This is a genomic window from Halobellus rufus (assembly GCF_000739575.1).
Classification (GTDB): Archaea; Halobacteriota; Halobacteria; order Halobacteriales; family Haloferacaceae; genus Haloquadratum; species Haloquadratum rufum.
In genome coordinates this window covers 25,940-48,496 of record NZ_BBJO01000001.1, presented here as the reverse complement: position 1 = coordinate 48,496, position 22,557 = coordinate 25,940, and the positions used below count along the sequence as shown (strand labels likewise).

At 57.8% G+C, this 22,557-nt stretch carries 23 protein-coding genes and 1 pseudogene; 10 read left to right on the top strand and 14 right to left on the bottom strand.

Translation table 11 applies throughout. The features are described 5' to 3' along the window. Positions 1–21: 21 nt before the first annotated feature. The 4 genes from ACP99_RS00250 to ACP99_RS21305 all read right to left on the bottom strand — a co-directional run bounded on the left by ACP99_RS00250 (position 22) and on the right by ACP99_RS21305 (position 3,712). A complete protein-coding gene (locus tag ACP99_RS00250; protein WP_049984671.1) occupies positions 22–2,658 on the bottom strand; it encodes a heavy metal translocating P-type ATPase in 2,637 nt (878 codons plus the stop codon). A gap of 173 nt (positions 2,659–2,831) precedes the next feature. Continuing rightward, complete coding sequence (locus ACP99_RS00245; protein WP_049984670.1) at positions 2,832–3,101, bottom strand: hypothetical protein; 270 nt, start codon at positions 3,099–3,101, stop codon at positions 2,832–2,834. Continuing rightward, positions 3,098–3,289, bottom strand: a complete 192-nt coding sequence (locus ACP99_RS00240) for a DUF7333 family protein (RefSeq protein WP_049984669.1) — start codon at positions 3,287–3,289, stop codon at positions 3,098–3,100. Before ACP99_RS00240 ends, ACP99_RS00245 begins: the two co-directional genes overlap by 4 nt. 18 nt (positions 3,290–3,307) lie before the next feature. Further along, entirely contained in the window at positions 3,308–3,712 is a 405-nt protein-coding gene (locus tag ACP99_RS21305; RefSeq protein WP_049984668.1) for a DUF7541 family protein, read from the bottom strand. A gap of 309 nt (positions 3,713–4,021) precedes the next feature. Between ACP99_RS21305 and ACP99_RS00230 the strand changes: the two genes are divergently transcribed. The 3 genes from ACP99_RS00230 (at position 4,022) to ACP99_RS00220 (ending at position 6,381) form a co-directional block, all read left to right on the top strand. After that, on the top strand, positions 4,022–4,282 hold the full coding sequence (locus tag ACP99_RS00230; RefSeq protein WP_049984667.1) for a DUF7520 family protein: 261 nt from the start codon (positions 4,022–4,024) through the stop codon (positions 4,280–4,282). A 364-nt stretch (positions 4,283–4,646) separates the two neighbouring features. Further along, entirely contained in the window at positions 4,647–4,886 is a 240-nt protein-coding gene (locus ACP99_RS00225; protein ID WP_197052305.1) for a DNA-binding protein, read from the top strand. A 7-nt stretch (positions 4,887–4,893) separates the two neighbouring features. Next, positions 4,894–6,381 (top strand): hypothetical protein, encoded by a 1,488-nt coding sequence (locus ACP99_RS00220; RefSeq protein WP_231554186.1) that lies wholly within the window; start codon positions 4,894–4,896, stop codon positions 6,379–6,381. A gap of 84 nt (positions 6,382–6,465) precedes the next feature. Here the strand turns inward: ACP99_RS00220 and ACP99_RS00215 are convergent, their stop codons facing one another. The 6 genes from ACP99_RS00215 to ACP99_RS00190 all read right to left on the bottom strand — a co-directional run bounded on the left by ACP99_RS00215 (position 6,466) and on the right by ACP99_RS00190 (position 12,604). Further along, entirely contained in the window at positions 6,466–7,533 is a 1,068-nt protein-coding gene (locus tag ACP99_RS00215; protein ID WP_049984665.1) for an iron transporter, read from the bottom strand. A 397-nt stretch (positions 7,534–7,930) separates the two neighbouring features. Then, complete coding sequence (locus ACP99_RS00210) at positions 7,931–8,212, bottom strand: hypothetical protein (protein ID WP_049984664.1); 282 nt, start codon at positions 8,210–8,212, stop codon at positions 7,931–7,933. Then, positions 8,209–9,588 carry a hypothetical protein gene (locus tag ACP99_RS00205; RefSeq protein ID WP_049984663.1) on the bottom strand — a complete coding sequence of 460 codons (1,380 nt, stop codon included), beginning with the start codon at positions 9,586–9,588 and terminating at the stop codon, positions 8,209–8,211. The genes ACP99_RS00210 and ACP99_RS00205 overlap by 4 nt, the downstream gene beginning before the upstream one ends. A gap of 117 nt (positions 9,589–9,705) precedes the next feature. Next, a complete protein-coding gene (locus ACP99_RS00200) occupies positions 9,706–10,146 on the bottom strand; it encodes a COX15/CtaA family protein (RefSeq protein WP_197052304.1) in 441 nt (146 codons plus the stop codon). A gap of 105 nt (positions 10,147–10,251) precedes the next feature. Next, positions 10,252–11,313, bottom strand: coding sequence for an iron transporter (locus ACP99_RS00195; RefSeq protein ID WP_049984661.1), 1,062 nt, complete (start codon positions 11,311–11,313; stop codon positions 10,252–10,254). Further along, a complete protein-coding gene (locus tag ACP99_RS00190) occupies positions 11,300–12,604 on the bottom strand; it encodes a DUF7405 family protein (protein ID WP_049984660.1) in 1,305 nt (434 codons plus the stop codon). The genes ACP99_RS00195 and ACP99_RS00190 overlap by 14 nt, the downstream gene beginning before the upstream one ends. A 292-nt stretch (positions 12,605–12,896) precedes the next feature. Here ACP99_RS00190 and ACP99_RS00185 point away from each other — a divergent pair. The 4 genes and pseudogenes from ACP99_RS00185 (at position 12,897) to ACP99_RS00175 (ending at position 15,694) form a co-directional block, all read left to right on the top strand. After that, positions 12,897–14,116: pseudogene (locus ACP99_RS00185) on the top strand (RNA-guided endonuclease InsQ/TnpB family protein). Positions 14,117–14,288: 172 nt separating this feature from the next. After that, positions 14,289–14,654: a high-potential iron-sulfur protein gene (locus ACP99_RS21365; protein WP_081926964.1), complete on the top strand. Its 366-nt coding sequence runs from the start codon at positions 14,289–14,291 to the stop codon at positions 14,652–14,654. Continuing rightward, a complete protein-coding gene (locus tag ACP99_RS20290) occupies positions 14,651–15,181 on the top strand; it encodes a DUF7471 family protein (protein ID WP_197052302.1) in 531 nt (176 codons plus the stop codon). The genes ACP99_RS21365 and ACP99_RS20290 overlap by 4 nt, the downstream gene beginning before the upstream one ends. 36 nt (positions 15,182–15,217) lie before the next feature. Beyond that, positions 15,218–15,694, top strand: a complete 477-nt coding sequence (locus ACP99_RS00175; protein ID WP_231554183.1) for a hypothetical protein — start codon at positions 15,218–15,220, stop codon at positions 15,692–15,694. Positions 15,695–15,743: 49 nt separating this feature from the next. Here the strand turns inward: ACP99_RS00175 and ACP99_RS00170 are convergent, their stop codons facing one another. After that, entirely contained in the window at positions 15,744–16,991 is a 1,248-nt protein-coding gene (locus tag ACP99_RS00170) for an outer membrane protein assembly factor BamB family protein (protein ID WP_049984658.1), read from the bottom strand. Between the two features lie 153 nt (positions 16,992–17,144). Here ACP99_RS00170 and ACP99_RS00165 point away from each other — a divergent pair, with 153 nt between their 5' ends. The 3 genes from ACP99_RS00165 (at position 17,145) to ACP99_RS00155 (ending at position 19,441) form a co-directional block, all read left to right on the top strand. Continuing rightward, entirely contained in the window at positions 17,145–18,509 is a 1,365-nt protein-coding gene (locus ACP99_RS00165) for a hypothetical protein (protein WP_049984657.1), read from the top strand. Between the two features lie 84 nt (positions 18,510–18,593). Continuing rightward, the gene (locus ACP99_RS00160) at positions 18,594–18,932 is read left to right on the top strand and encodes a DUF7471 family protein (protein WP_049984656.1); all 339 of its coding nucleotides are present in this window, start codon (positions 18,594–18,596) and stop codon (positions 18,930–18,932) included. Beyond that, positions 18,929–19,441, top strand: a complete 513-nt coding sequence (locus ACP99_RS00155) for a winged helix-turn-helix transcriptional regulator (RefSeq protein ID WP_049984655.1) — start codon at positions 18,929–18,931, stop codon at positions 19,439–19,441. The genes ACP99_RS00160 and ACP99_RS00155 overlap by 4 nt, the downstream gene beginning before the upstream one ends. Before the next feature lie 52 nt (positions 19,442–19,493). On the opposite strand, the gene ACP99_RS00150 is transcribed toward ACP99_RS00155, so the two are convergent. From ACP99_RS00150 to ACP99_RS00140, 3 genes are all read right to left on the bottom strand, one after another. Further along, positions 19,494–19,799, bottom strand: coding sequence for a cupredoxin domain-containing protein (locus tag ACP99_RS00150; protein WP_231554182.1), 306 nt, complete (start codon positions 19,797–19,799; stop codon positions 19,494–19,496). Positions 19,800–19,940: 141 nt separating this feature from the next. Beyond that, entirely contained in the window at positions 19,941–21,191 is a 1,251-nt protein-coding gene (locus ACP99_RS00145; RefSeq protein ID WP_049984653.1) for a ZIP family metal transporter, read from the bottom strand. Between the two features lies 1 nt (position 21,192). After that, complete coding sequence (locus ACP99_RS00140; protein WP_049984652.1) at positions 21,193–22,452, bottom strand: multicopper oxidase domain-containing protein; 1,260 nt, start codon at positions 22,450–22,452, stop codon at positions 21,193–21,195. Positions 22,453–22,557: the final 105 nt, after the last annotated feature.

Below are 22,557 nucleotides of genomic sequence, written 5' to 3'. Positions count from 1 at the left end.
TAAACCCAGCCATTAGTGGGATTACTCGGTCAGTAACGACTCCGGCTTGATCCTGGAGAGGCGCATTGCATTTCCAGTGACGCCGACTGTCATCCCGGCGTCACCGATGAGGACAGCTGCCCAAATTGGAACGAGGCCAAAGGGAACGCCCAGTGCAAGTAGACCCTTGGCGCCGAGACTCGTCCAGATGTTCTGCCGAATCACGCTGTTTGCGTCGTGAGAGAGTTCGTAGAGGTACGGCAGCTTCGAGAGGTCGTCGCTCATGAGCGCGATGTCTGCCGTTTCGAGGGCGGTATCCGTGCCAGCTGCGCCCATCGCGACGCCCACGGTCGCCGTCGCGAGCGCGGGTGCATCATTAACCCCGTCGCCGATCATCGCGACCCCGTCATATTGTTCGTCGAGTTCCTTGATCGCCTCGACCTTCTCATCGGGCAGGAGTTCCGCGCGGAACTCGTCGACGCCGACCTCGTCGGCGATTGCTCGGGCAGTCCGTTCGTTGTCACCCGTGAGCATGATGATGTGCTCAACGCCCAAGTCGTGGAGCTGCTGGATCGCCTGCGTCGCTGCGGGCCGAATCTCGTCAGCCACGGCGATGACGCCCTCAATCTCGTCCTCGGTCCCGACGAGAACGACGGTCTTCCCCTGGGACTGGAGTTCGGGGACCGTCTCCTCCAAGAGATCAATGCAGTCGTTGCGCTCGCACAGCTGTTGACTCTTCGTCGTGACGACGCCGCCGTCGGTCGTCGCGTGGACGTGATCAAGGTCAAAGCCCAGTTCCTCGAAGAGCCCGGGCTTACCCGCGTAGTGTTTCTTTCCGTCGAGATCGGCCTCAACGCCCTTCCCGGTAATGCTCTCGAAGTCGTCAACTATCGGCGCCCTGACGTCGCTCTCCTCAGCAAATCCGACGATCGCCTCGCCGATGGGGTGTTCCGACCGCGATTCGAGGCCACGGGCACACTGGAGGACGTCTTCCTCGCTGTTGCCGTTCAACGGAACGACGTCGGTGACGGTGAGTTCGCCCTTGGTGATCGTGCCGGTCTTATCCATCGCGATGGCTTCGACGGCACCCATCGCTTCGAGATGGTTGCCGCCCTTGATGAGGACGCCGTTCTTCGCGGCGCTGGTGATGCCCGAGACGACTGAGACGGGTGTCGAGATGACGAACGCGCACGGACATGCGAGTACGAGCAACGTGAGGCCGTAGACGATGAACGTCGTCCACGACGCACCCCACACGAGGGGCGGGATAACCGCGACGAGGATTGCGAAGCCGACGACGACCGGGGTGTAGTACGACGAGAAGCGCTCGACGAACTGCTCGCGCTCGGTTTTGTTAGCCTGGGCGTCTTCGACCAACTGGACGATGCGCGAGAGCGTATTGTCGCTTGCCTCCGAGGTGACCTCCACCTCGAGATATCCCTGTTCGTTGATTGTGCCGGCGTACACCTCGTCGCCCGGCGTCTTGTCCACGGGAACGCTCTCGCCCGTGATGGGGGCCTGGTTGACCGCACTCTCCCCGTCGAGAACCTCGCCGTCCATCGGGATCTTCTCACCAGGGCGCACGACAACGATATCGCCGATAGCCACGTCGTCGACGGGAACCGTCACCTCTTCACCGTTCCGTTTCACTGTCGCCTCGTCCGGCGATAGATCCATCAACTCTCTAAGGGAGTTGCGTGCGCGGTCCATCGAATAGCGTTCGAGGAGTTCAGCAATACTAAACAGGAACGCGAGCGTGGCGGCCTCGAAGTAGAGTGACTCGCCGAAGACGAGACTGGCGATGATGGCACCGCTGATGGCGATGCTCATCAACAGGTCGATGTCGAGGTTACGGTTTAGCGCAGAGTAGTAGCCGTTGCGGAAGATGACCTGGCCAGCGACCCCAACGGCAATCAGGAAGAGGAGGTCGGCGACAAGTAATTCGCGGCCGACGATCTCGGCCACGAGGATATTCTGGCCGGTGAGGAAGAACTCGAAGAGGAGGCCGAGTGCGACGAACCCACCGCTGATCCACGTTTTGATCGCCCGCGAACTGGTCCAGACGCTCTCACGTTCGTCGGTGGGACTGTCCTCGGTATCTGCGTCAGTTGCCGTCGAATTGGTCACCTCGTAGCCAGCGCCCTCGATGGCATCGACGATGTCTGGTGGCGAGAGCGACGTTGCGTCGTACGTGACGGTCACCTTTCCAGTAGTTGGTTGGGTGTCGTAGCTCGAGAGGCCCGAGAGACCATCGAGGGCGTTCTCGATTTTCCCCGCACAGGAAGGACAGTCCATTTCAGGGACTGTGAACGTCGCGGTCGTCTCGCCCTGGTTTTCGACCGTGTAGCCAGCTTTTTCGATGCGCTCGCCAATCTCATCTGGCGACGTTCGACTCCCCTCGTATGAGACAGAGAGTGTCCCGGTCGTCACCTGTGGGTCAACAGTATTGATGCCGTCGAGTTTTCGGACGCTATTTTCGACCTTTCCCGCACAGGACGGGCAATCCATCTCGGGCACCGAGAACTGGGCGACGTCGTCCTGATTCGACGAGGTCGCGGTTACGCGGTCGGCTTCCTGTCCATTGTTGTGGTGGTCGTGTTCGTGGTCATGATCATGGTCGTGTCCGTGGTCGTGGGATTCATCCCCTGAATCGTGTGAATCCCGGTCGGACGATGTCATTACTGGCAGCTAGGTACTGGAATATTATTAAACTGGCTGCTATAAAACCGCGTCTGGATAAGTATCTTTAACAAATTTTTCGTCCTGTATTATTAATTCCCGGCTTGGCTGCGGCAAGATCCCAGTATGGGGTCTTGGGGTCCAGTCGGTACTGGGTCACCTATTCACATGGGTTACGACGAAGGAGCGTTCCCCTCTGGTGGATTGCTGTCCTGATCTGCGTCCTCGTCCTCGGTGAGCTGAATCCCCGTGGGACCGGTGAGGTCGAGCGGACGAATCCAGAGGTACCAGATGGCGACAACACCGAAGCCATACCCTCCAGTCCAGACGAGCCCAGCAAGCGTCTTGTAGCCTGCTGAAGCCAAGGCGTAATCGGCGAGCCCTGGAATGAGGATCGCTGCGACAACTGTGAGCCCGAACTGTGCTTTCTTGGGAAGTCTCATCGGTGGTGGCTTGCCCGGTATTCGCCGTGTTTGACGCCGAGGGCGAGCGACAGGACCCCGAAGATGAGTAGGCCGACACTCACCATCGCAACGGTACTTGTACTCATCGGACTCATCGCCGTGCCGCCGACAAGAACGGCGAGCAGGATGATGAACACGATCGCGGTCGTTGTCGTGTTAAATTCCATTTGTATCAGGTAGTGGAGTTAATCGGATGTCGTGTCTGTCGACTCGGTTGTCGCCATCGAATCTCGAGTACGTGTCCGGATGAACCCCACCCAGAGGAGTGCGCTGAGGAGGCTGAGGAGGCCTGCAATGGCGATCGACTGTCCACGAACCGTAGTCCCGGTTTGATTCTGAAGGACCAACGTAATCCCAATACCGACTAATGCGACTCCTTGCACACCAGCTGCCCGTGCAGGTCGGGAGACGTACCCTGCTTCCGTCAGAATGCCGGCAACCGATCCGACGAACAGTAGTAGGCCCGCGACAGATACTGGACGCAGCCCGAGGACGACGCCAACCTCAGAGAGTGCTAAGCCGAGTGCAACGAACAGCGGCCACGGGCTTGCCCCCGTGTAGGTTGAATTGGTGTCGGACTCGTCACTCATCGTTAGGTAGTAACGGGAACTCGTTTGTTTGCCTGTGTCCTACCTCCTGATTACGTCCACCTTGACATGCTATTAGCCGTCTCAAGAGACCATCACCTTTAGGCAATCGGTGGCAGGCATCTGACAATCGAATATTGGCGTGGTGACTCTCAAATCGATCAGCCATTAATGGAGCTACGGCTACGAACATAATAAATCGACTGCTATCAAGCCATCCTGTTTTGCCAGAAGAAACTATTTCGAACTCTTCAGGTTAATAACTCCAGTCGAACAGCAGTGTTCTTACGCCATCGTCCACGACTAACCTGTATGGACGATACGGTACGTACATATGGCGGGAAGCACGTCTTCGGGATCATCATACTTATCGGGATCGCCGTCGGCACTGGACTCGGGTTAATTATCGGGACGAGCCCAAAGATTCAGCACATCTCCGTTTTCGATGTTGTTATCTTTCATCCGACACCGGCGAGTATGGCACTTTATGGAGCCTTAGCCGCAACAATCGGGCTTACAATGATTCTTGGTATCGTACTCGCTCTCTCCCGGTTTGACCAATCTGCAGTCTGATTTTCCGGTGTATCCTGCATTTCCAGCAAGTGGTTTTATACAGGTACACTGCTTCCTCTTCCCTATGTGCATTTACTGTGACGCCTACGAAGAAGACCACGAGGAGGAGAGTCAGCCCTCGGTCGAGCACAACCATTCTGAAAGAAAGGCCACATCCCCGCCGTCAAAGGGAGTGCTTGGACAACTACGTTCCTTGATAGCAGATCTGTTGTAACCGACGATCTCCGTCTATTGGTGGCGCCACGTAGCTCGATATTCAAGAGGAGACGTTCGAACGGCGAACCAGAACGGTTTCATAGCCGAGTTCGTTAGTTCTTCGTAACAGCGATAGATCGTGATGTCGCAAATACGGACTACGATACCGATGGAAGAAACACCCGCTGGCACTTGTGAGCATTGCGGGCATCCGTTTCCAACCAGCGAGCGTCTCGTGCTCCACAAGGGGATAGAACATCCTAGCCAGCTTGACGATTCAGAGCAAGAGGCGTTTGAGTCCGCAGTAACCGAAGAGGAGGCGGACCTCCGAACGCTCCGCTTGAAAGCACTCGCAGTATTGGTTCTGTTATACTTCGGATTATTAATCCTCTATGCCATCTTCGCGTGATCCAGATATGGACGTAACTGGCTGTGCTAAGAAGGAGTCGAAGGGATGGTCTCTATCGACCATACTGAGAACTGTTCTATCGGTACCTCGATTCAGAGTCGGCGTGCAGTTTCTCATGTGGGTCGCGCTGTTGATGTTCGTCGTGGATACCGTCGCGGCAGGGAACGGACTTACGCTCTCGAAGCAATCACGAGACACACTGGCAGTCCCGCAGTGGCTCTATCTTGCGACGGGAGGTGCCACAATTGGGGCATCCGCACTCCTCGCGAGTTTCGTTACCGATCGCGCGTTCATCCGCTATCTACACAGCTGGTCGCGGACACTTCCGTCGATTGAACGGTGGTGGGATCCTCTTGTTTGGATCGGCCACGGTCTTGGAGTCGCTGCTCTCGTGCTGTCGGTATTTCTCGGGTTTGCTGGACCCCAGCTCCCAACGGCGAGCCTCACAATCTTGCTCACGTTCGCCGGGGTTCGCGCCGGCCTCCCGATCGTGACCTATTTTGTTGGGAACGTCTGGCCAGTACTCAATCCATGGCGGACCATCGCTGCCATTCTTCCCTCCGGCTACCGCGAGTATCCAGATTCGTTGCAACGCTGGCCAGCCGTTGGAGGGCTATTGGTGCTCGTCTGGGTCGAGGTTATTTTCCCCATCAGTACTGTTCCGACTGTCCTCGTGATGGTAATCCTGATCTATTCGACGATAACGATTACCGGCGCTCTCCTGTTCGGCCCAGAATCGTGGTTTGATAACGCAGATCCGCTCTCTGTCCTCTTCCGGCTGTACGGTGCTGTTGCACCCCTCCAACGAGAGAACGACGAGATCCAGGTGAAGCTACCGGGAAGTGACCTTCGGAGTTCGGACGTGGTTACCGATGTCTCTGACGTCGCGTTCATTATCGCGCTGATCTGGGAACTAACGTACAGCGGCTTCATCACCACGAGTGCCGGTGTAACGACCGTCGAGACGCTCGTCAGCTTTATCCCCGCCATGGTCGCGAACGTGGAGGTTCGCGCAGTCCTCGTGTACACGATACTGTTCGTCTGCGGGTATGCCGTCTTCCTAGGAGCATACTGGTATGCGGGCCGCCTCTCACGACGCGGGACTGGCACCTATATCACCGCTCGGACGATCGCGTTTCAGTTTGCTCCACCACTCCTGGCAATTGCAGCAGGATATCACTTCGCTCACTACGCCGGGCTGTTTGTTTCCCTCAGCCCGGCACTGACGATGGCCCTCACCTCACCACTGTCCCCACCAGCGAACCCCCTGGTTCTGTCTCCACCGTCATGGTTTGAGGGGTTAGGTATCGCGTCAGTACTCATCGGGCATCTCCTCGCAATCTGGGCGGCGCACGCGGTCGCGTATGATCTCTTCTCCAGCCGACTCGTCGCGATTCGGAGTCAGTATCCGTTCATCGCGGTGATGATCGGATATACGGTAATCAGCCTCTGGATCATCTCCCTCCCCGGCGCGATCCCACCATACCTGTCCTGACTGCCGCTGGAATATACCCTCGAGTGTATTCGCTGTTACCCAACCGAGATGGACGAGTTCAAACGTTCGGGCAGATCCAATCTATCACACAGTGAACTCGATCGGTGGCATATCGATAAAGGCAGTCTCGTATCCGTCGTGTCGTGCGAGCTGGGGTGGCGTCTGGACAGTGATGGTAACTCTATCGCCGGACTCGATCTCGGGGATGGACGTCCCGTAATAACAGCTGATCTCCGGATCGAGCGAAGCCCGAAGCGGTCCTTCGAAAACCGTTTTCTCTCCGCGTCTTACGGTCACTGAGAGCGTCATCCGTGGGAGAACGACACGATTGTACGGTGTTCTCGGCGAGACGATCATGTACGGGCGATCATCCTCACTAAAGCGGGTTTCTCCCTCAACAACGGTGATGAAGAAAGTTGCATCACCAGAGGAGCCGTCACCGATCAGCCGACCGGGAAGGTCGTCTTTCGACGGGGCCAGGGGTTCAGGCATCATCTCCATCTCCATCAGGTCGACGGTTCCTCGGGTCCCCGCTTTCTCTCCTAACCGTCGGTACTCGAGATTGTACGTTTCACTCGTATCGAAGGTGAAGCTCATCGTCGCCGATTGTGCCTCCGTGAACCGGCCTTCGAGTGGCTCTGTGCGATTGGTCTGAAGCGGTCCGACACGGAGGGTGACATCGTATTGTCCCTCACCGGGCAGCCCGACGTTGTCTCCGTAGTGAAATCCCATGTTCGGCGAGATCATCGGCCACAAATTGGTGCTGGTCACCTGCCCGTCGGCGTTGCTGATCTCCGCGGAGATATCAACCGGCAGGATGGTGTTCGTCTTCACGTCCCAGACACTCGCCATGAGATGGAGAGAATCGCTGGATCGAACGACGACCTTCGTCTTGTTCGTCCCCGTTAAGTTCCAGAACCGATGCGGGAACGAGTGCATCAGTGCAAATCCGACGTCGCCAGCTTTCGTCACCCCGTACATTCCCATCCCTTCGACGATTGCCGGATAATAGACTGCATCAGGACGGTCCTGAACGAGAGGGGGGTCCCGCCATGCGGATTGCGTCTCGAAGCCGAGACGACTCAGACACCCAGTGAGAGCAACCCCACCAGCAAGTCCTGCCCCTCGCGTAATGAGGGCGCGTCGCTTCATATGATGTTCTTCTTTCCAACGGAGGTAGGAATTCTGGTTCAGTGCTCGAATCACCCAGTCACTGCCCCCTTCGGGTGATTGACTGAACAGCGGTTCTTCGACCCTTCAACACAAGATAGACCCTACGTTAATCGGATAACAAAGCCGATCAGAACCAATAATGAAACGATTCCAAGCAGTGCTACCAGCATGAGATTCTTATCCTCCATATCCAGAGCTTAGATGGGAGCGCCAAATGAGTGTTCCTTTCGAAAGCCGCGTCTCGAGTAGCGTTCTGTGGACTCTCAGAATTGTCGTTCTGACTTCTATAGTTGCTTTGAAACTGTGTGCGCGTCGAATCGCACAACGATGCGCGATCGAGTGTAGCATGACTTTCAGAGCCGACGGTAGTAGATCGCTATCCGAGGACAATCATATAGATGAGCACAATTATCGCATACGTCACGCCAAGACCAACGACGATTTTCATGTGGTACATCCAGAGTTCGTCCTCCTCAGCCGCCACTGCGTCTTCGTACGCGAGTTGCTCGTCTTCGGTCCACTCATTCGAGTGAACCTCACCGATATGGAGCGCACACGAACGGCCAGTATCGAACGGGCGATGACAGTACTGACACCGGGCTTCTGGCGGTTCATCATCGAGTACTGCAGTCTCTGGGGTGAGGACACCGGAAGTCATACGTATGGTGGGGGGGTGAACGGTTGGGTGACAACCCACATGCTCGTCATCGTGTAGAAAATCATTACGATGATGAACGGATACTGGCTCCGGATGGGTTTGAGTTTACCGGGGAACAGTTCGAAGGCCAGCGCGTGGGCGACCCAGACGGCGACTAGATGGCCGAGGAGAACGAATAGGAGTTGAAGGATCGGGAACCAGCCGGGAAGTACCAAGACCTGAACGTTCACTGGCGGGGAGAACGGTTGGCTGAGGATCGTCAGAAGTGCCGGTGTGAGCGTGAGGAAGTAGCCGAGGAAATGAGCAATGTGGTAACCGGCCGCGATTGGAAGCAGCGACGGTGCGAACCATCCCTCGATGAACTCTGGAGTGACGTATGTTCGGCCTGTCTGGCGGACTTGATGAGCTGCGAATCGGTAAATGTAGAAGAACCCGAACCCAGCAATGATCGTCAGGGAGTACAGGAGTAATGGCGGGATGCCAACACCAACAATTGGGCGTGCAACGTCTGTCCAGAGTGGTGTCGAAACGAATCCATCATAGGTGGTCACCCAGAGGAGCGCGATAATGAACGCGGTTTCGTCGACGCGTTCGGAAACCTGACGCTCTGCCAGAGCGGCGCTGGGCAATTTGAATTCGAACCCCGACTCGGTTCGCTGGAACGGGGCCAACAGTCCGTAGCACCGGAACACTCTCGATATTGGATCGACGTTTCCGAACCACGTCTCCGTTCCGTACAGCCAAGCTCCTCCAAGTGTGAATACCGAATAGCCGATAATCAAGAGCGCGAGCAGTTGTGAATCTTGTGCGACAGGATTGATGACCTCGAGCCAGACGAGGGCAAGGAGTGCAGCGACGCTCGGCCACGCTCCCAGCCACTCGGGATACGTCCGATGTCGACTGCTGGGGAGGAGCTCCGCGATCGCACGCCACGGATTGAACAGCGGCCACGTGTTTCCGAACAGGTACACGGTCATTGTATACCCGGCCCACCACCCCGCCCAGACGACGAGAATCGCGAAGTTCGAGGTTGGTGTTTGTGGCCCTGTGAACCCGGTCACGAGAATTACCAGCAACACGCCGATACTGGTTCCTTGGACTGCATAGCGAATGGCTGTACGAACGGCGTTGGGCGTCGGAACGACTATACGCCACTCGTTGATGGCACGAATCGCGGTATGGTCGGTCATCAGACTCGTGAACATAAACGAGGCACCGACAATCACACCACCGGTGAGAATCGTCAGCCATGTCGGGACGGATGCAGACGTCGTTGTCCCGCTGAGCCCGCCGACGTGGGCAGCCGTGGGTTGGGCGAGACTTGCAACTCCAAGCGTTGAAAGGATGATGGTCAGAACCCTCCTTTTCGCCCACATTAGCTCAAATCGGGCGAGTATTGGAGGGACACTATAAAAGCCTGCGCGATTTCGATGGTTCGTGGATTCGAAGTCAACGTATGGGGAACGGGCTCTCCGCGGCCCATCGTAGTGTAGTCAGTTTTGAGCCCGTATCCACGCCACGACCGTTGTTATCGTAAGACCGAGTAGGATCAAGGTTGCGACCCCGAGATGCGTCGTCACAATGAACGGTTGGAGATCTCGGGTCACAGTCAGCCCGCCAAGGAGGACCTGTATCGGGAGGAGTACTATAGCGAGCGTCGCCGACCACACCACGAGCGGGGAGTCACGGTGGGTACGCCATGCGGCAATCGCCGTCCCGAGGATCAGAAAGCCGACGATCATCGCGAGCCCTCGATGCGCCCATTCAGCGAAGATCTGAAGGGCTGAATACGGAGAATTGGCAACGATATCGGGCTGGAGAAACGGGACCCAGGTTCCGTAACACGTCGGCCAGTCCGGACATGAGAGCCCCGCACCGATTGCACTCGTGTACGCACCGAGAAGCATCACCACGTATGTTCCGACCAGCGTCACCGCGGCTAAATGTCTGTATCCAAGACGAGTTGACGGCTGCTTGGACAGAATCTGCTTACCCGTTGATACCGTGCGTTGAGTGTCAGGCATGGTGTCTCTCCGATGTTATAGTGTTAGGGTCATCGAGGGCATATCGACGAACGCTGTCTCGTATCCCTCGTGGCGAGCCGTCTGTGGTGGCGAATCGACAGTAATCGTCAACTCGTCCCCCGACTGGACGTCCGAGACCGTCGCTCCGTAGTGATAGCGCAACTCGGGGTCTATCGTCGCCTGCAGAATCCCGTCGAAGACTGAGGATCCACCCCGCGTGAGCGTGCCCGAGAGCGACATCATCGGGAGCATAATCCGGTTATAGGGCGTACGTGGCGAGACTGCGAGATAGACCTGGTCTTGGGTGCCGCCAAATCTCGATGCGTCCTCGAGCACCGTGACCACGAATTTCGCATCTCCACTCGTTGCCGTCCCCCGGACGTCACCGGGAAGCGCGTCCGGTTTCGGCACCTGCGAACTCGGCAACATCTCCATGTCCATCACGTCGACTGCACCCTTCGTACCTTGTTTGTCTTCGGAGAGGTCCGTAACCGAGATCTCGTCGAGTGTCGATTGGTTGAATTCGAACTCGAACGTGAACGAGGCGTCCCCCTGATTCTCGGCCAGCGACCCCGTACGTCGTGTCGATGGGCCCCCGATGCTAACGTCGACGGTATACGTGCCGTTCCCATTGAGTTGAGCGTTGTCGCCGAAGTGAAAGCCCATCGGCTGGGAGAGCATCGGCCACGGCGCGAACTGATCGACCGACTCGCCATCCTGCGTGATCGTGAGTTGCGGATTGATGTCAGGCGGGATAATCCTCGTCTGTGCGTCCCAGACAATCGGCATCATATGAACGGAATCCGCCGACTGGATGTCGACTTTCGTTATTCCACTCGGCTTCATCAGCCAGAACCGATGCGGAAACGAGTACGTGAGCGCACACTTGTACCCACCCTGTTCGTTCATCCCGGGCATCTTCATCCCCTCAACGTGGGTCGGAAAGTAGACCGCATCCGGTCGGTTCTCGGCGAGGGGTGGTTCAGAAGCTGAGCGTGTCTCGAATAAGTTGGTACAACCAGCGAGTCCGACGATCGAGGTGCTTCCGGCAACCCGGAGCACGTCACGACGACGCATCCGTCACCTCCTGTGCGTTGGTCGCTGGTTGTGCAGGCGGAAGCGCGCGTAAAGACCGCGGGGGCACGAGGTAGTTGCCGCGACGTTCCGTCCGGATGTACTGTAGGATGCCGTTGTTGTTGCGCTGGCCGACGGCTGACTGTTTGGAGACATCGGTCCCGTTCATCGCCTTCCGTGTCTTTTCGAAGTCACCGATACCGCGCTGGAGTGCGAGGAAATGGAGGCCAGCTTGCCCACCGTCTGTCGAATTGAAGTCCCGACGGAGAATGATCGGGGTGTCGTTCTCCCGGGCGGCTGCGGATTTCTGCGAATGGCCGACGACGCCCATCTCGCGGGCCGTCTCGTCTACTGGCTTGCAATCGTCGATCTTGCTGCTCGTTCCGAGATTGTCTCCAGTGCCTTCAATAACATCGTTTTCGGCGTGGTACGGACAGAACATCTTCGCCTCGCGCTGCCAGCGGTCGTCCTGATTGTACCACTGATTGAGGTTGAGCTGGAGCTTGGAGATGTGCTGGGTCGTCCCGCCCGCGAACGGTCCCGACTGGATCGTGACGCGATCCTCGCTCGCCTGGTTCTTTTTGAACCCGGATTTGAATCCCATGAACAGCGGTGCGTCCTCCGGGACCTTGTCGGCGGGGACACCCTCAGCATCGCCTGCATTCTCTGCGGGGAGGCCGTCCCCGACGAAGCCCGTCCGCCGATCGACGATCTCGAAGACGTCCGTTAGGGCAGTGTCTGGTTGTTCGACACCGTTGAGCGTCGATTTGTTCCCCTTGAGCGATTCTTCGGCGCCGAGTACGACCTGTGCCGTATTGCTTGCAAGGTGAACGACGGCGTCGGGTGTGTCTAGCTCGGGATCCTCGAAGGGAGCAAGCGCTTTCGGTGCGGGGAGGGCGACACTCTCGGGCAGGTCTTCGTCAAACCGGTCGAAGTACGCTGGAGAGTAGCTCACGGTGAGCACGAGTCCCTTGCCGCTCCGCTCATACGCGTGTTCGATCCCCTGGAGTGCAGTCTCCATCGCTTCTTGGTCGCTGCCTACGGGAACACCGTCGTTCAGGTAGTCTAAAAAGAGGAGAACGCGGTGCCGGGGGGCGATTGTGTTTCCGGCGTCGTCGGTTGGAAGGACGCTTTTCCAGGCGTGTTGTCGGCGAGGATACGACGACAAGTCGGATGGTCCAGTCGGGACATCGACCTCCTCACGGCCCAGACAGGCACTGAAGGCCGCTGTGCCTCCGATCGCCACCGCTGATTTGAGAAAGGCCCGACGCGGAATGCCTCTTCCATCGGTCATCACGACATGGTTTGAATGTGTCTTGGATAGGGGTTCTGGTCCGATTCTCGAACACAGACTCTGTCGAAGACCAACTACCAAATGAGCAGATGCAATAGTATGGTCATACGAACCTCCACCTACAGATCAGCGTTCCACATGATCGCAATTCATCGAAAATTCAAGGCGGATACCCCGAGGCTTGACCTCGGGGAGGAAGCCGACAACCCAATACACAAACCACGTTCGATAGCAAGGCCGACTCCCGAATCTAATATGTAGTTTTAAGTATATTTGACTATGCTAATGAAGTATGGAGGTTGTTCGGAACATTCAAGTCAAACTCGATGTTTCCGACGAGGGCGATGAAGTCCTTGACGAGACGTTTGAGCAGTTCCGACAAGCGGCGCAACACGTCGCAGACCACGGATGGGATGACAACCCCTACAACATCACGGACACGAAGAACACGCTCCACAACGAGACGTATTCCGACGTTCGTGACGAACTCTCCCTGCAATCTAGCCTCGTTCAAAGCGCGAGGAACCTCGCGGCTACCGCACTCTCGAATTGCAAAGACCGTAAGTTCGATGGTGAACGTGCCAGCAACCCGAGTTCAAAGGCTCGGTCGTCGTGTACAACGGTCGCACCATCACATACAACGACGACCACGTATCCCTTGCTACCACAGACAAGCGCGTGACCGCCGAATACGTCACGCCAGTCAACGAAGACGGCACATCGTTCGAGGACTACTGGACGGACGAGTTGGAGAAAGCCGAAGCAACGCTTCACAAACGCGATGGCACGTACTACCTTCACGTCGCCGTGAAGAAAGACGTTGAACCTTCTTGCGACGAAGAAACCGAGAACGGAGTGGTTCTCGGTGTGGACTTGAACGTGGGCGGATACGTGGCCGTCACCAGTACGGGAGCGTTCATCGGCAATGCAGATTACCTCAACCACCGCCGCGACGAATACGAACGTCGGCGCGGCAACCTACAACAGACAGGCACTCGCTCGGCACACCTCACCATCAACAGCATCGGGTCACGGTTCGCTCGGTGGAGCGCCGACTATCTTCACCGCATCTCCAAAGCAATCGTTCGGGAAGCCGTGGAGAACGACTGCACCGCGATTGCGTTCGAGAACCTGAAACACATCCGCAAACGCATCTCGAACGCCTCGAAGTTCCAGCAGTGGGCGTTCAAGGAACTGCAACGTCACGTCGAATACAAAGCCGAAGAATACGGCATCGACGTAAATGACGTGAATCCGGCATACACGAGTCAACGGTGTAGTCACGGTGAGTGTGGATTCACGCACGAAGACAACCGTGACGGTGATGAGTTTGAGTGTCTGAAGTGGGGAAAGCGGTTGCACAGTGATTATAATGCCGCCCGGAATATCGGGTGGCGTCTTGTCCAGCACTGGCTCAAGTCTGGTGCTGGACGAGCCACAAGTCAACTGGCTCTGAAGTCAGGGACGTTGAACGCGAACGGTCGATTCCGACCTACTGCACTACGCAGTTAGAGCGGGAGTCCTCTGACAAGCCTCGGGGCTTGACCCCGAGGCAGTTGACTCGTTGTAACGCAAGCTTCGTCTCGGATCATTCCAAGAGGAGCAATACCCGTAGCGAGTACGTAGCCCTGGTTCGAGAATCGGACCAGAATTCGTTTTGGACGGCACGCATATTACTATCATAATGGGTGAGACTCGGCGGACGTCACGTCGGTCGATACTCCGTCAGGTCGGGAGTTTGTCACTCGTCGGTGTTGCTGGGTGTATCGGCGCAGCTGGCCCGAAGGAACTCCAGGGGTCCGTTCCAGCCGCGTATCGAACAGCGACCAGTCAAGGCGGAACGAAACGTGATCCTGGGACGCTCACTTCGAAGGGCGGTGCGAACTACTCCTCTGCAGTCGGCGAGCGCAAGCAAACGTGTGCGACCTGTCGATACTATATTCCGGATCGGAACGGTGACGGGCTTGGTGCCTGCAGTGTCGTCGAGGGATATATCGAACCGGATGCGTGGTGTGCGATCTACGCGCCCTATAAGGAGACATCCGCATGATCGATGGAAGTGGCGTCGACTTGGCTGGGCCTGAGACGCGTGCTGGCATGGAGTTGCCTATATCCACCCCGCTCTCCCATTCGTGTGTCGCGAGTTGTAGCACCACCCCTCTCCACGTCGGAGCCAACCTCCAGCCCATCGATACTGCGTTGTTCCCGGTACTCGTTTTGAGCGGGGTTGCCTCAGCCGTCCTGGTGAGTCTCGGACTCTTCGCCTTCGTTCGACGGCAATCCCATTCCTACCTCCTCGTCGTGCTGGCCCTCGGAACGCTCGTCGCAAAGGCCGTGCTTGGAAGCCTCGCTCTCGGGAAAGTAATCCCGATCAGCCAGCACCACCTCGTCGAACACGCGCTTGATGGACTCATGGCTGTGTTTCTGTTGGCTGCTGTCTACAACGCTCGAACACCACCGACACGCCACATGAATACTCGTGACCATCGCGAAACGGGTTACAACTCAGATCAGTCCGCACAGTCCCCAGATGCTCGATTGGCACGACTCTGGACGGTTATGGGTGATGAGATATAACATCCTCACCCACCTTGCACGAAGACCTGACTGACAATGATACGTCGAGATGCGATCGCTCTGGGAGTTCTGGTCGAGGTTCTGGCGATACTGGTGGCTAATTTCGTCTCGCTCCCGGGGGCGATCATGTGGGTTGGGGTCGTCTTCACCCTCACTACTGGACTAGTCGGCGGGCTCGTTGCTGGCCGGTTCACGAGCGGAGGATGGCAAACGCGTGCCGTGCATGGACTCCTGACCGGACTCATCGGCGGGTTGCTGTTCGGGGTCACCCTCTGGCTCGGTATGAGTTACGTCATTCCGCGTGCCGATTACAGTGCACTGTGGGGAATCAACTACCTCCTCGCTACCTATCCCATTGGGATACGTCAGCTTTCGTGGCTATACACTGGAAACATTCTGATGGTGCCGCTTATTCTCCTGTCGATGGCTCTCTTCGCCGTGGAGGGGTATATTGCAGGCGGAGCAGCACCCAGGAGTAACCTCTCTCACGAGCCTCCATCGAATTACCCGTAATCACGCACCGGACACCTAGAACTATCCCACCCTCCGTCGACACACAGCATCAGCTGAACGTGAGTGCAACAACTCGCCCGTCGGCATACATGACGAACGCTTCGAGGTCACCATCTCCATCGATATCTGCCAGGCGTGGATGGGTGTAGATCGCTGTCTCGCGCTTGTACGTGTCCAATATGGCCCCCGATTCGGGGTCGACGACCGAAACGATGCCGTCGTTCGTGACGGCCACCAGTTCCGGATCACCATCGCCGTTGACATCTCCCAGCGACGGAGGCGGCGTCATCTGAACATCGCTCGTGGTAAGTGTCGTCGTCCACTCCGTCTCACCGGTCGCAGCATCGAGACTTCTGAGTTTGCCGTCCTTTGCGACCGCATAGATCTCTGGCTCACCATCACCATCGCCGTCACCGAATGCGTGGACGGCGGCATAGCTCCCGAAGTCACGGCTCCATTCTCGCTCCCCCGAGGCGCCGTCGACCATCGAAACACGGCCAGTAGATGCAGTTGCGACCACGATTTCCACAGCATCGTCAGCGTCTGCATTCCCTGTCGTCATCCAGGTGATCGACCCCTCGTACGACTGGGGCTGTTCCCACGCCAATGAGCCGTTCTGTTCAAAGACGTAGAGCTTACCAGTCCCCCCAGTGGCGACTGTCAATTCAGACTCCCCGTCTCCGTCGAAATCAGCGACGGCTGGTTGCCCCCATGTGTACGAAGAGAGCTGCTTCGACCAGACGGCTGTCCCGTTCGGCTCAAGGACAAATACCGTCCCCTTGACGTCGACAACGATGATCTCGGGTGTCCTGTCGCCGACGAAATCGGCGACGATCGGCTTCGTATAGCCGTACGACGTCAGGTTGTGTCGGAACTCGATGTCGCCGGTACGTGGATGATACGCCGTGACGGTCTGTTCGGTCGTCGCCGCGATCACTTCTTTCGTGCCGTCGCTGTCGAAATCGGCGAGCGTCGGACTGGCTACCGAGTGGATCGTGCAGTTGGCCGCCGGAATCGGGTACGACCAGCGTTTGTTCCCCGTCGTTCCGTTGAGCGCGACGAGCGCGCAGTTCCGCGTATTCGCACGACCACTGATAGGGGCATAGACCATCCCAGTCCCCTGGATTCGACCCGCTGCCGGTGCATGGTGATTGCCGCCCGTATCACGACCCGTATCACTCACCCACATGGTCGTCATCTCCACGTCGAACTGTTGGCTCCCAGTGAATGCAGCGATTGCGAGTCCCCCGGCAACGAGGACAATGAGACCCAACACTGCCAGCGTCCGAGGGCGCATATCTGTGGAGATGTTCGACTGCGGGCGCAAAAAGCCATAGCAGGTCTCACGGGGATTCGAGACGTGAACCACAGTGGCTTTTCAGCAGCAATTGTTTATTTCTACGTGATGGGAGTCCGTCGCTATATTTCGTGGGTTTCACAGACCGCTCTCATGCTCTTCGTCCTCGTTCTTGGTTCCGGGGTTGCCGGTGCCCACGAAGTCGCTGGGTCTCGTTTTGACTCGCCGCTCCCACTGTCATTGCTGTTTGCTGGTGCCGGTGCGACTGTCGCGCTGACCGCTCTCTGGTTGGCCGTCACAGAACGATCCACAACGCCAACGGAGCGTCGACGGCAGGTCTTGGCAGTGCCATCCCCGATTGCTCAACCGCTCCGGTACGGGATTCAGGGACTTTTCCTTGTCGGCGTCGCCATGGCGCTCGTGCTCGGATTCGTCGGCCGTCAGGTCGCTGCGGAGAACTTCGCGACGGTCTTTACCTGGCCCGTTTGGTTCCGGGGCGTCGCCCTTCTCGCAATCCTCCTCGGAAACCCCTGGCGGACGCTCTCTCCATGGCGGACTATCTATCGTGGTCTCGTCTGGCTGGAAGGCCGTACTATCGCCGTGCTCGGGACTTACCCGTCTGTTCTCGGAGGATGGCCTGCTATCGTCGGCTTCCTCGTTCTGATCGGAATCATCGAGAACCTGACCGTCATCCCCCGGTCACCACGTCTGACAACCGTGATACTCGCCGTGTACGCACTGGTGATGGTCGGTGGCGCCACCCTCTACGGGACGGCGTGGTTCCGGCATGCTGATCCACTGGAGGTGTTCTACCGGCTCTTTGGTCGTGTCGCACCGATCGATGTGTCTAGCACCGACGATGGCGGGTACACGGTCGCGCTCCGTCCGCCGTGGCGTGGCTGTCTCGATCCCGTCGGCAGCTTTCCGCTTATCGTCTTCGCCATCGCGACGGTCTATACGGTGAGTTTTGACGGGTTCACCAACACGCGCCTCTTTCAGACCGTGCTCTTCGGCGTGCGCGATGCGCTCGGAACCGGTTCCGGATCGAGCGTGCTCCTGTATGCGGTCGGACTCGCTGGCTTCGTCGTCACCTTCGGGATCGGAAGTTGGGTCGTCGAACGACTTGGGGCGAAGACGGGGCGTGACTGGATTGCAGCGGCACGTTGGTTCGCCCCGACCGTCCTCCCGATCGCCGCCGCGTACGAAGTGGCGCACAACTACCCCTACGTGATCCGGAATCTCGGCCAGCTCATCATCATCTCGGTCCGGTGGGTTAGTCCCGGCGTCGAATCAGTTAGCCCGCTTGGATGGCTGTCTCTCCCCCTCTTCTGGGGCTCGCAAGTCGTCCTCATCGTCGTCGGCCACGTCATCGCAGTCGTCGCTGCTCACTACGTCGCAGTCCGGCGGTACGACTCCCCTGCTGCTGCCCGGCGTGGACACCTGCCGCTGGTGGTACTGATGGTCGGGTACACAGTCCTCTCGCTCTGGATCATCTCCCAACCAGTGGTCTCAGGATGAGGTCTCTTATGACGAGGACTCTCCCACAGCAGTCGTCTCTTCGAACCGACGTACTCAGGTGACTGTAGGTCCGATCTGGACGCAATGGCGGGATCCGTACTGCTCCATAGCGAGTTCACCGGTTCGCAGTCCCTTCCGTTGCTCGCGGTGATCACCGTCGCGGCTGCGGGCACAGCGGTGCTTCTGGGACTTGCGATCGGCGCGTTCGTCCAGCGTCAATCCCGGCCGTATCTATTGATCGTTGCTGCTTTGGCTGCACTCCTCGGACGATCTACGGTTGCAGGACTCACCATCACAGGCCTGTTCTCGCCAGCAGAGCATCACTTCCTTGAACACGGCCTCGATGTCGTCCTCGTCGCACTCGTTATTGCTGCAGTTCATCACTCCCGAACCGCCTCCCAGGAGACCGATTTCAACCCATGACGCACCAGCGCGACCGGATTCACGAGTATATTGCTACGCACCCAGGAGAGCACTTCAACGCGGTCACCCGGGCGCTTGATCTCGCACCAGGACAAGTCCAGTACCACCTCAAGAAACTCCGGAACCAAGGGCAGATCGTCGAAGAAAACCTCTACGGACGGACGCATTATTATACACAAGAATACGATCCGTGTGAACGGAGGGCAATCGCCGTCCTTCGTCGAGAAACGGCCCGAGACATTCTGTTCTACCTGCTTGAGCACGGACCTTCCAAACCAGATCCCGTCGCAGACGAACTTGAGATCGCTCGGAGCACCCTCGAATGGCATCTCAATCATCTAGTAGAGCAGAACCTCGTCAAGAAACAACGGGATAAACACAATCACGTGACGTTGGTCGTGACCACGCCGACGGAAACCATTCGTCTGCTTGAGGAAGTCACCCCGTCGCTGTCTGGTCGGATGCTCGACCGATTCACCCGTCTCGTTGATAACCTACTCCCAGAGTGACTGTAAAGAGGTCTCGTCTGTCTCCCGTAGAAAAAAGAAATCGGTTGTTCGATTATTTCACACGAACTGTCCCGACCATCCCCGAACTCTCATGTGGGATACAAAAGTAACCGTACGTTCCGGGTTGATCGAACGTGTGCTCGTAGTCCTCGCCCGGGGCGATGAGCCCCTCGGTGACACGGTTCCTCGCTGCGCGTTCTGACTCGAACCCACCGCTTGCGAAGTACGTGGCCTCGTCTGGAATCTCGTCTTCATACGCTGTGACCGTGTGCTCGATGTCGCTCTCGTTCGTCCACTTTACCGTCTCCCCCGTTTCGATCGTCGCAGTCTTCGGTTCGAACGTGAGGTCGCCGGGCATCGTGACTGTCTGGATCGACGATGACTGCCCGTTTAGACACCCGGAAGTGCTGAGAGTCGCGAAGGTCGCAGTGGTGAGCCGCAATACTGTTCGTCGATTGCAGAACCTGGGTGACATTATTACAGAAATGGATGTTACCTATTAGAGAGCCACGAAGAGGTCAGTCACGTACATGATGGCGAGGCCGAGCAGGAATGCGAGTAGGTTCGTGGCGCTAGCCACGCGACCTCCGGCATCACGAACCATTCGGGCGATCTCCCAATCGACCTGCAGGATTGCGCCGACCCCGATCGCGAGGAAGAAGGCACCGATCGTCGGCGAGTAGGCAAGACTACCGATCCAGCCACCGAGGATGACCGGTGCGCCGGCGATGACGCCGAGTGCGGCGAAGTGTCCGAGCGACGGCCGCTCTCCGCGGGCCACCGGCGCGACGACAGCCGGGCCTTCCGTCACGTTGTGGAGCATGAACCCGATCACGAGGAATGCGCCGAGCGACACACGCCCGAGTGCGAACGAACTCCCGATAGCAAGTCCCTCCGCGAGGTTGTGCAGGCCGATCCCGACCGCGACCAGATACGCGATCCAGAGACCGCTACTCGCCCGACTATCGCCAGCGGCGACACGGCCCTCACGCCACGCACTGATCGCCTGGACGAGCAGGAGTGCACCGAAGATCCCAAAGACGACCAGGAGATTGCCCTCGTAGGCGCCCGGAACTCGTTCGGCGAGTTCGAACGCTTCGAACCCGGCGTCGAACGCCAAGAAGCCCAGTACGCCGGCCGCAAACAAGAGCACGGCGTGCAGCCAGCGATCGCTCATCGTCTTGATGTAGGGGAACCAGAGCATCCCTAGTGCGACCGGGATCACGCCGACGAACAGCCCGATTACTGCAAGCGTCCCGAGCAGACTGAGGCTAAACCCGGGTGACTGACTCGGAGCGACGATCGTATTATGGAATGTCGCTCCATCCGAGAGCACGAGCGCGACTTCGAGATCCCATCCCGGATTCCAGTGATACGGGATCACAATCTGTGCGCTTTCCATTGGCGCGAGCGTTTGGTCGCCACCGGCTCCTTCGACCCGGAAATTCCAGTAGGCTTCGTCGACGAGGACCTGTGATATCGTCACGGATTCGGGCCCGTTGTTCGTGACGTGCAGAACGACCGTTTCGTCGCTCGGAAGCGTCGTGTGTGTGACCGTGACGTCGGGAAGTGGTTCGCCGCTCTGAACACCGGCGAGCGGTGACGTGAACGCAAACACGCCCAAGACGAGTACGAGCAACACGATTGGGAGTAACGCACTGACCCATTTCGGAAGTCCGAGCGGTTGTGTGATCTCTTCGTCAGCCGTTACACCACCGTCCGTCGTCGTGTCTCGTGTCTTATCCGCCATGTTAGACCACCTCGAAGAAGCTCATCCAGCCGAGTTCGGCGAACTCGGACTGGTGGGCGTGGAACATGTACAGGCCCGGCTCATGATCGGAGTAGTCGATCTCGATGATGCCGCGCTGCGCCTGGCATTGCATGATCGTGTCCACGGTCTTATTCGTCGGCGTCAGCGTTGTCCCGTGGTCGTAGTAGTCGAAGAACTGCGAATGCGTGTGGAACGAGTTGATGAGGTCGAATTCCGTTGCATTGGAGAGGTACACGCGCTGGCGTTGGTTCTTGTTGATCTGGATGGGGCGTTTCGTCTCGCCCGCCGTCCAGTTGCCGTTGCCGTCGGTGTCACCGACTCCATATCCGAACGCTCGTGTGTTTGCCGCGTAGACCTCGTTACCGCCGTCGAAGTTGGTATCGAATGAGTTCATCACCATCACCATCTCGTTGACGGCGTCGTTTTCGGCGTACTCGTGATTCCGGCTCTTCGCCTCTTCGACGAGCTGCTCTCGGAAGTCGTCGGTAATCGGGCCCGGGTAGTTGACGTACTCGCGTGGATTCTCCCTGACGCGCTCGGGATCCGGATCGACGATGATTGTGCCGTAGAGTCCGCGGTGGATGTGCTCTTTCAACGGGAGTGAGTGGCAGTGATAGAAGTGCGTGCCAGCGGGTTGGGCGATCCACTCGTAGGTGAATGACTCGCCCGTATCGAGGACGCCAGGCCCGTTCTGAGGAATCCCATCCATTCGCGGGTTGAGATTCTTCAGGTGTGGATGGATCGTGTGTGCGTGTCGTCCCAGATTCGTGAACTTCACGCGGATCAGATCGCCTTCGACGGCGCGGATCGTCGGCCCCGGTACCTGGCCGTTGTACGCCCACGCCTGGAACTCGACGCCCGGCGCGATTGCTATCGTCGTGTCGACGGCGGTGAACTCGAACTCCCGCACGGTCCGGCCATTCTCTTCGTAGACCTGTTGGGGAACGTTATCCTGCCCGCTGTCTCCAGTATTGAATGCGGTGAGGAACTCGTGGGGATCGAAATCCAAATCCCGGTATTCGCCCACCGCACCGAAGTTACCGTGTTCATCCTCATCGTCGTGGTCGGACGAGGCACTTGCCCGAGAACTCCCGAGTCCGACGGCTGCACTCCCGGCAACACCGAGCCCGCCGAGGACCGTGCGGCGACTGACACTCGTTTCACCAGTGAGTGATTCGACCAGTCGCTCCTCGAGCCGTTTCGTGACGTCTGCTGCACTGTCGTAATCTATTGATGGCATGATCTCCTCCGCTGGTCAAGCCTTCGTTTACCCATACACGCCCATTGTACCACCCAATACATAAATTAGACGCATCTAAACTTAGATTGTGTCTAAACTAATGAT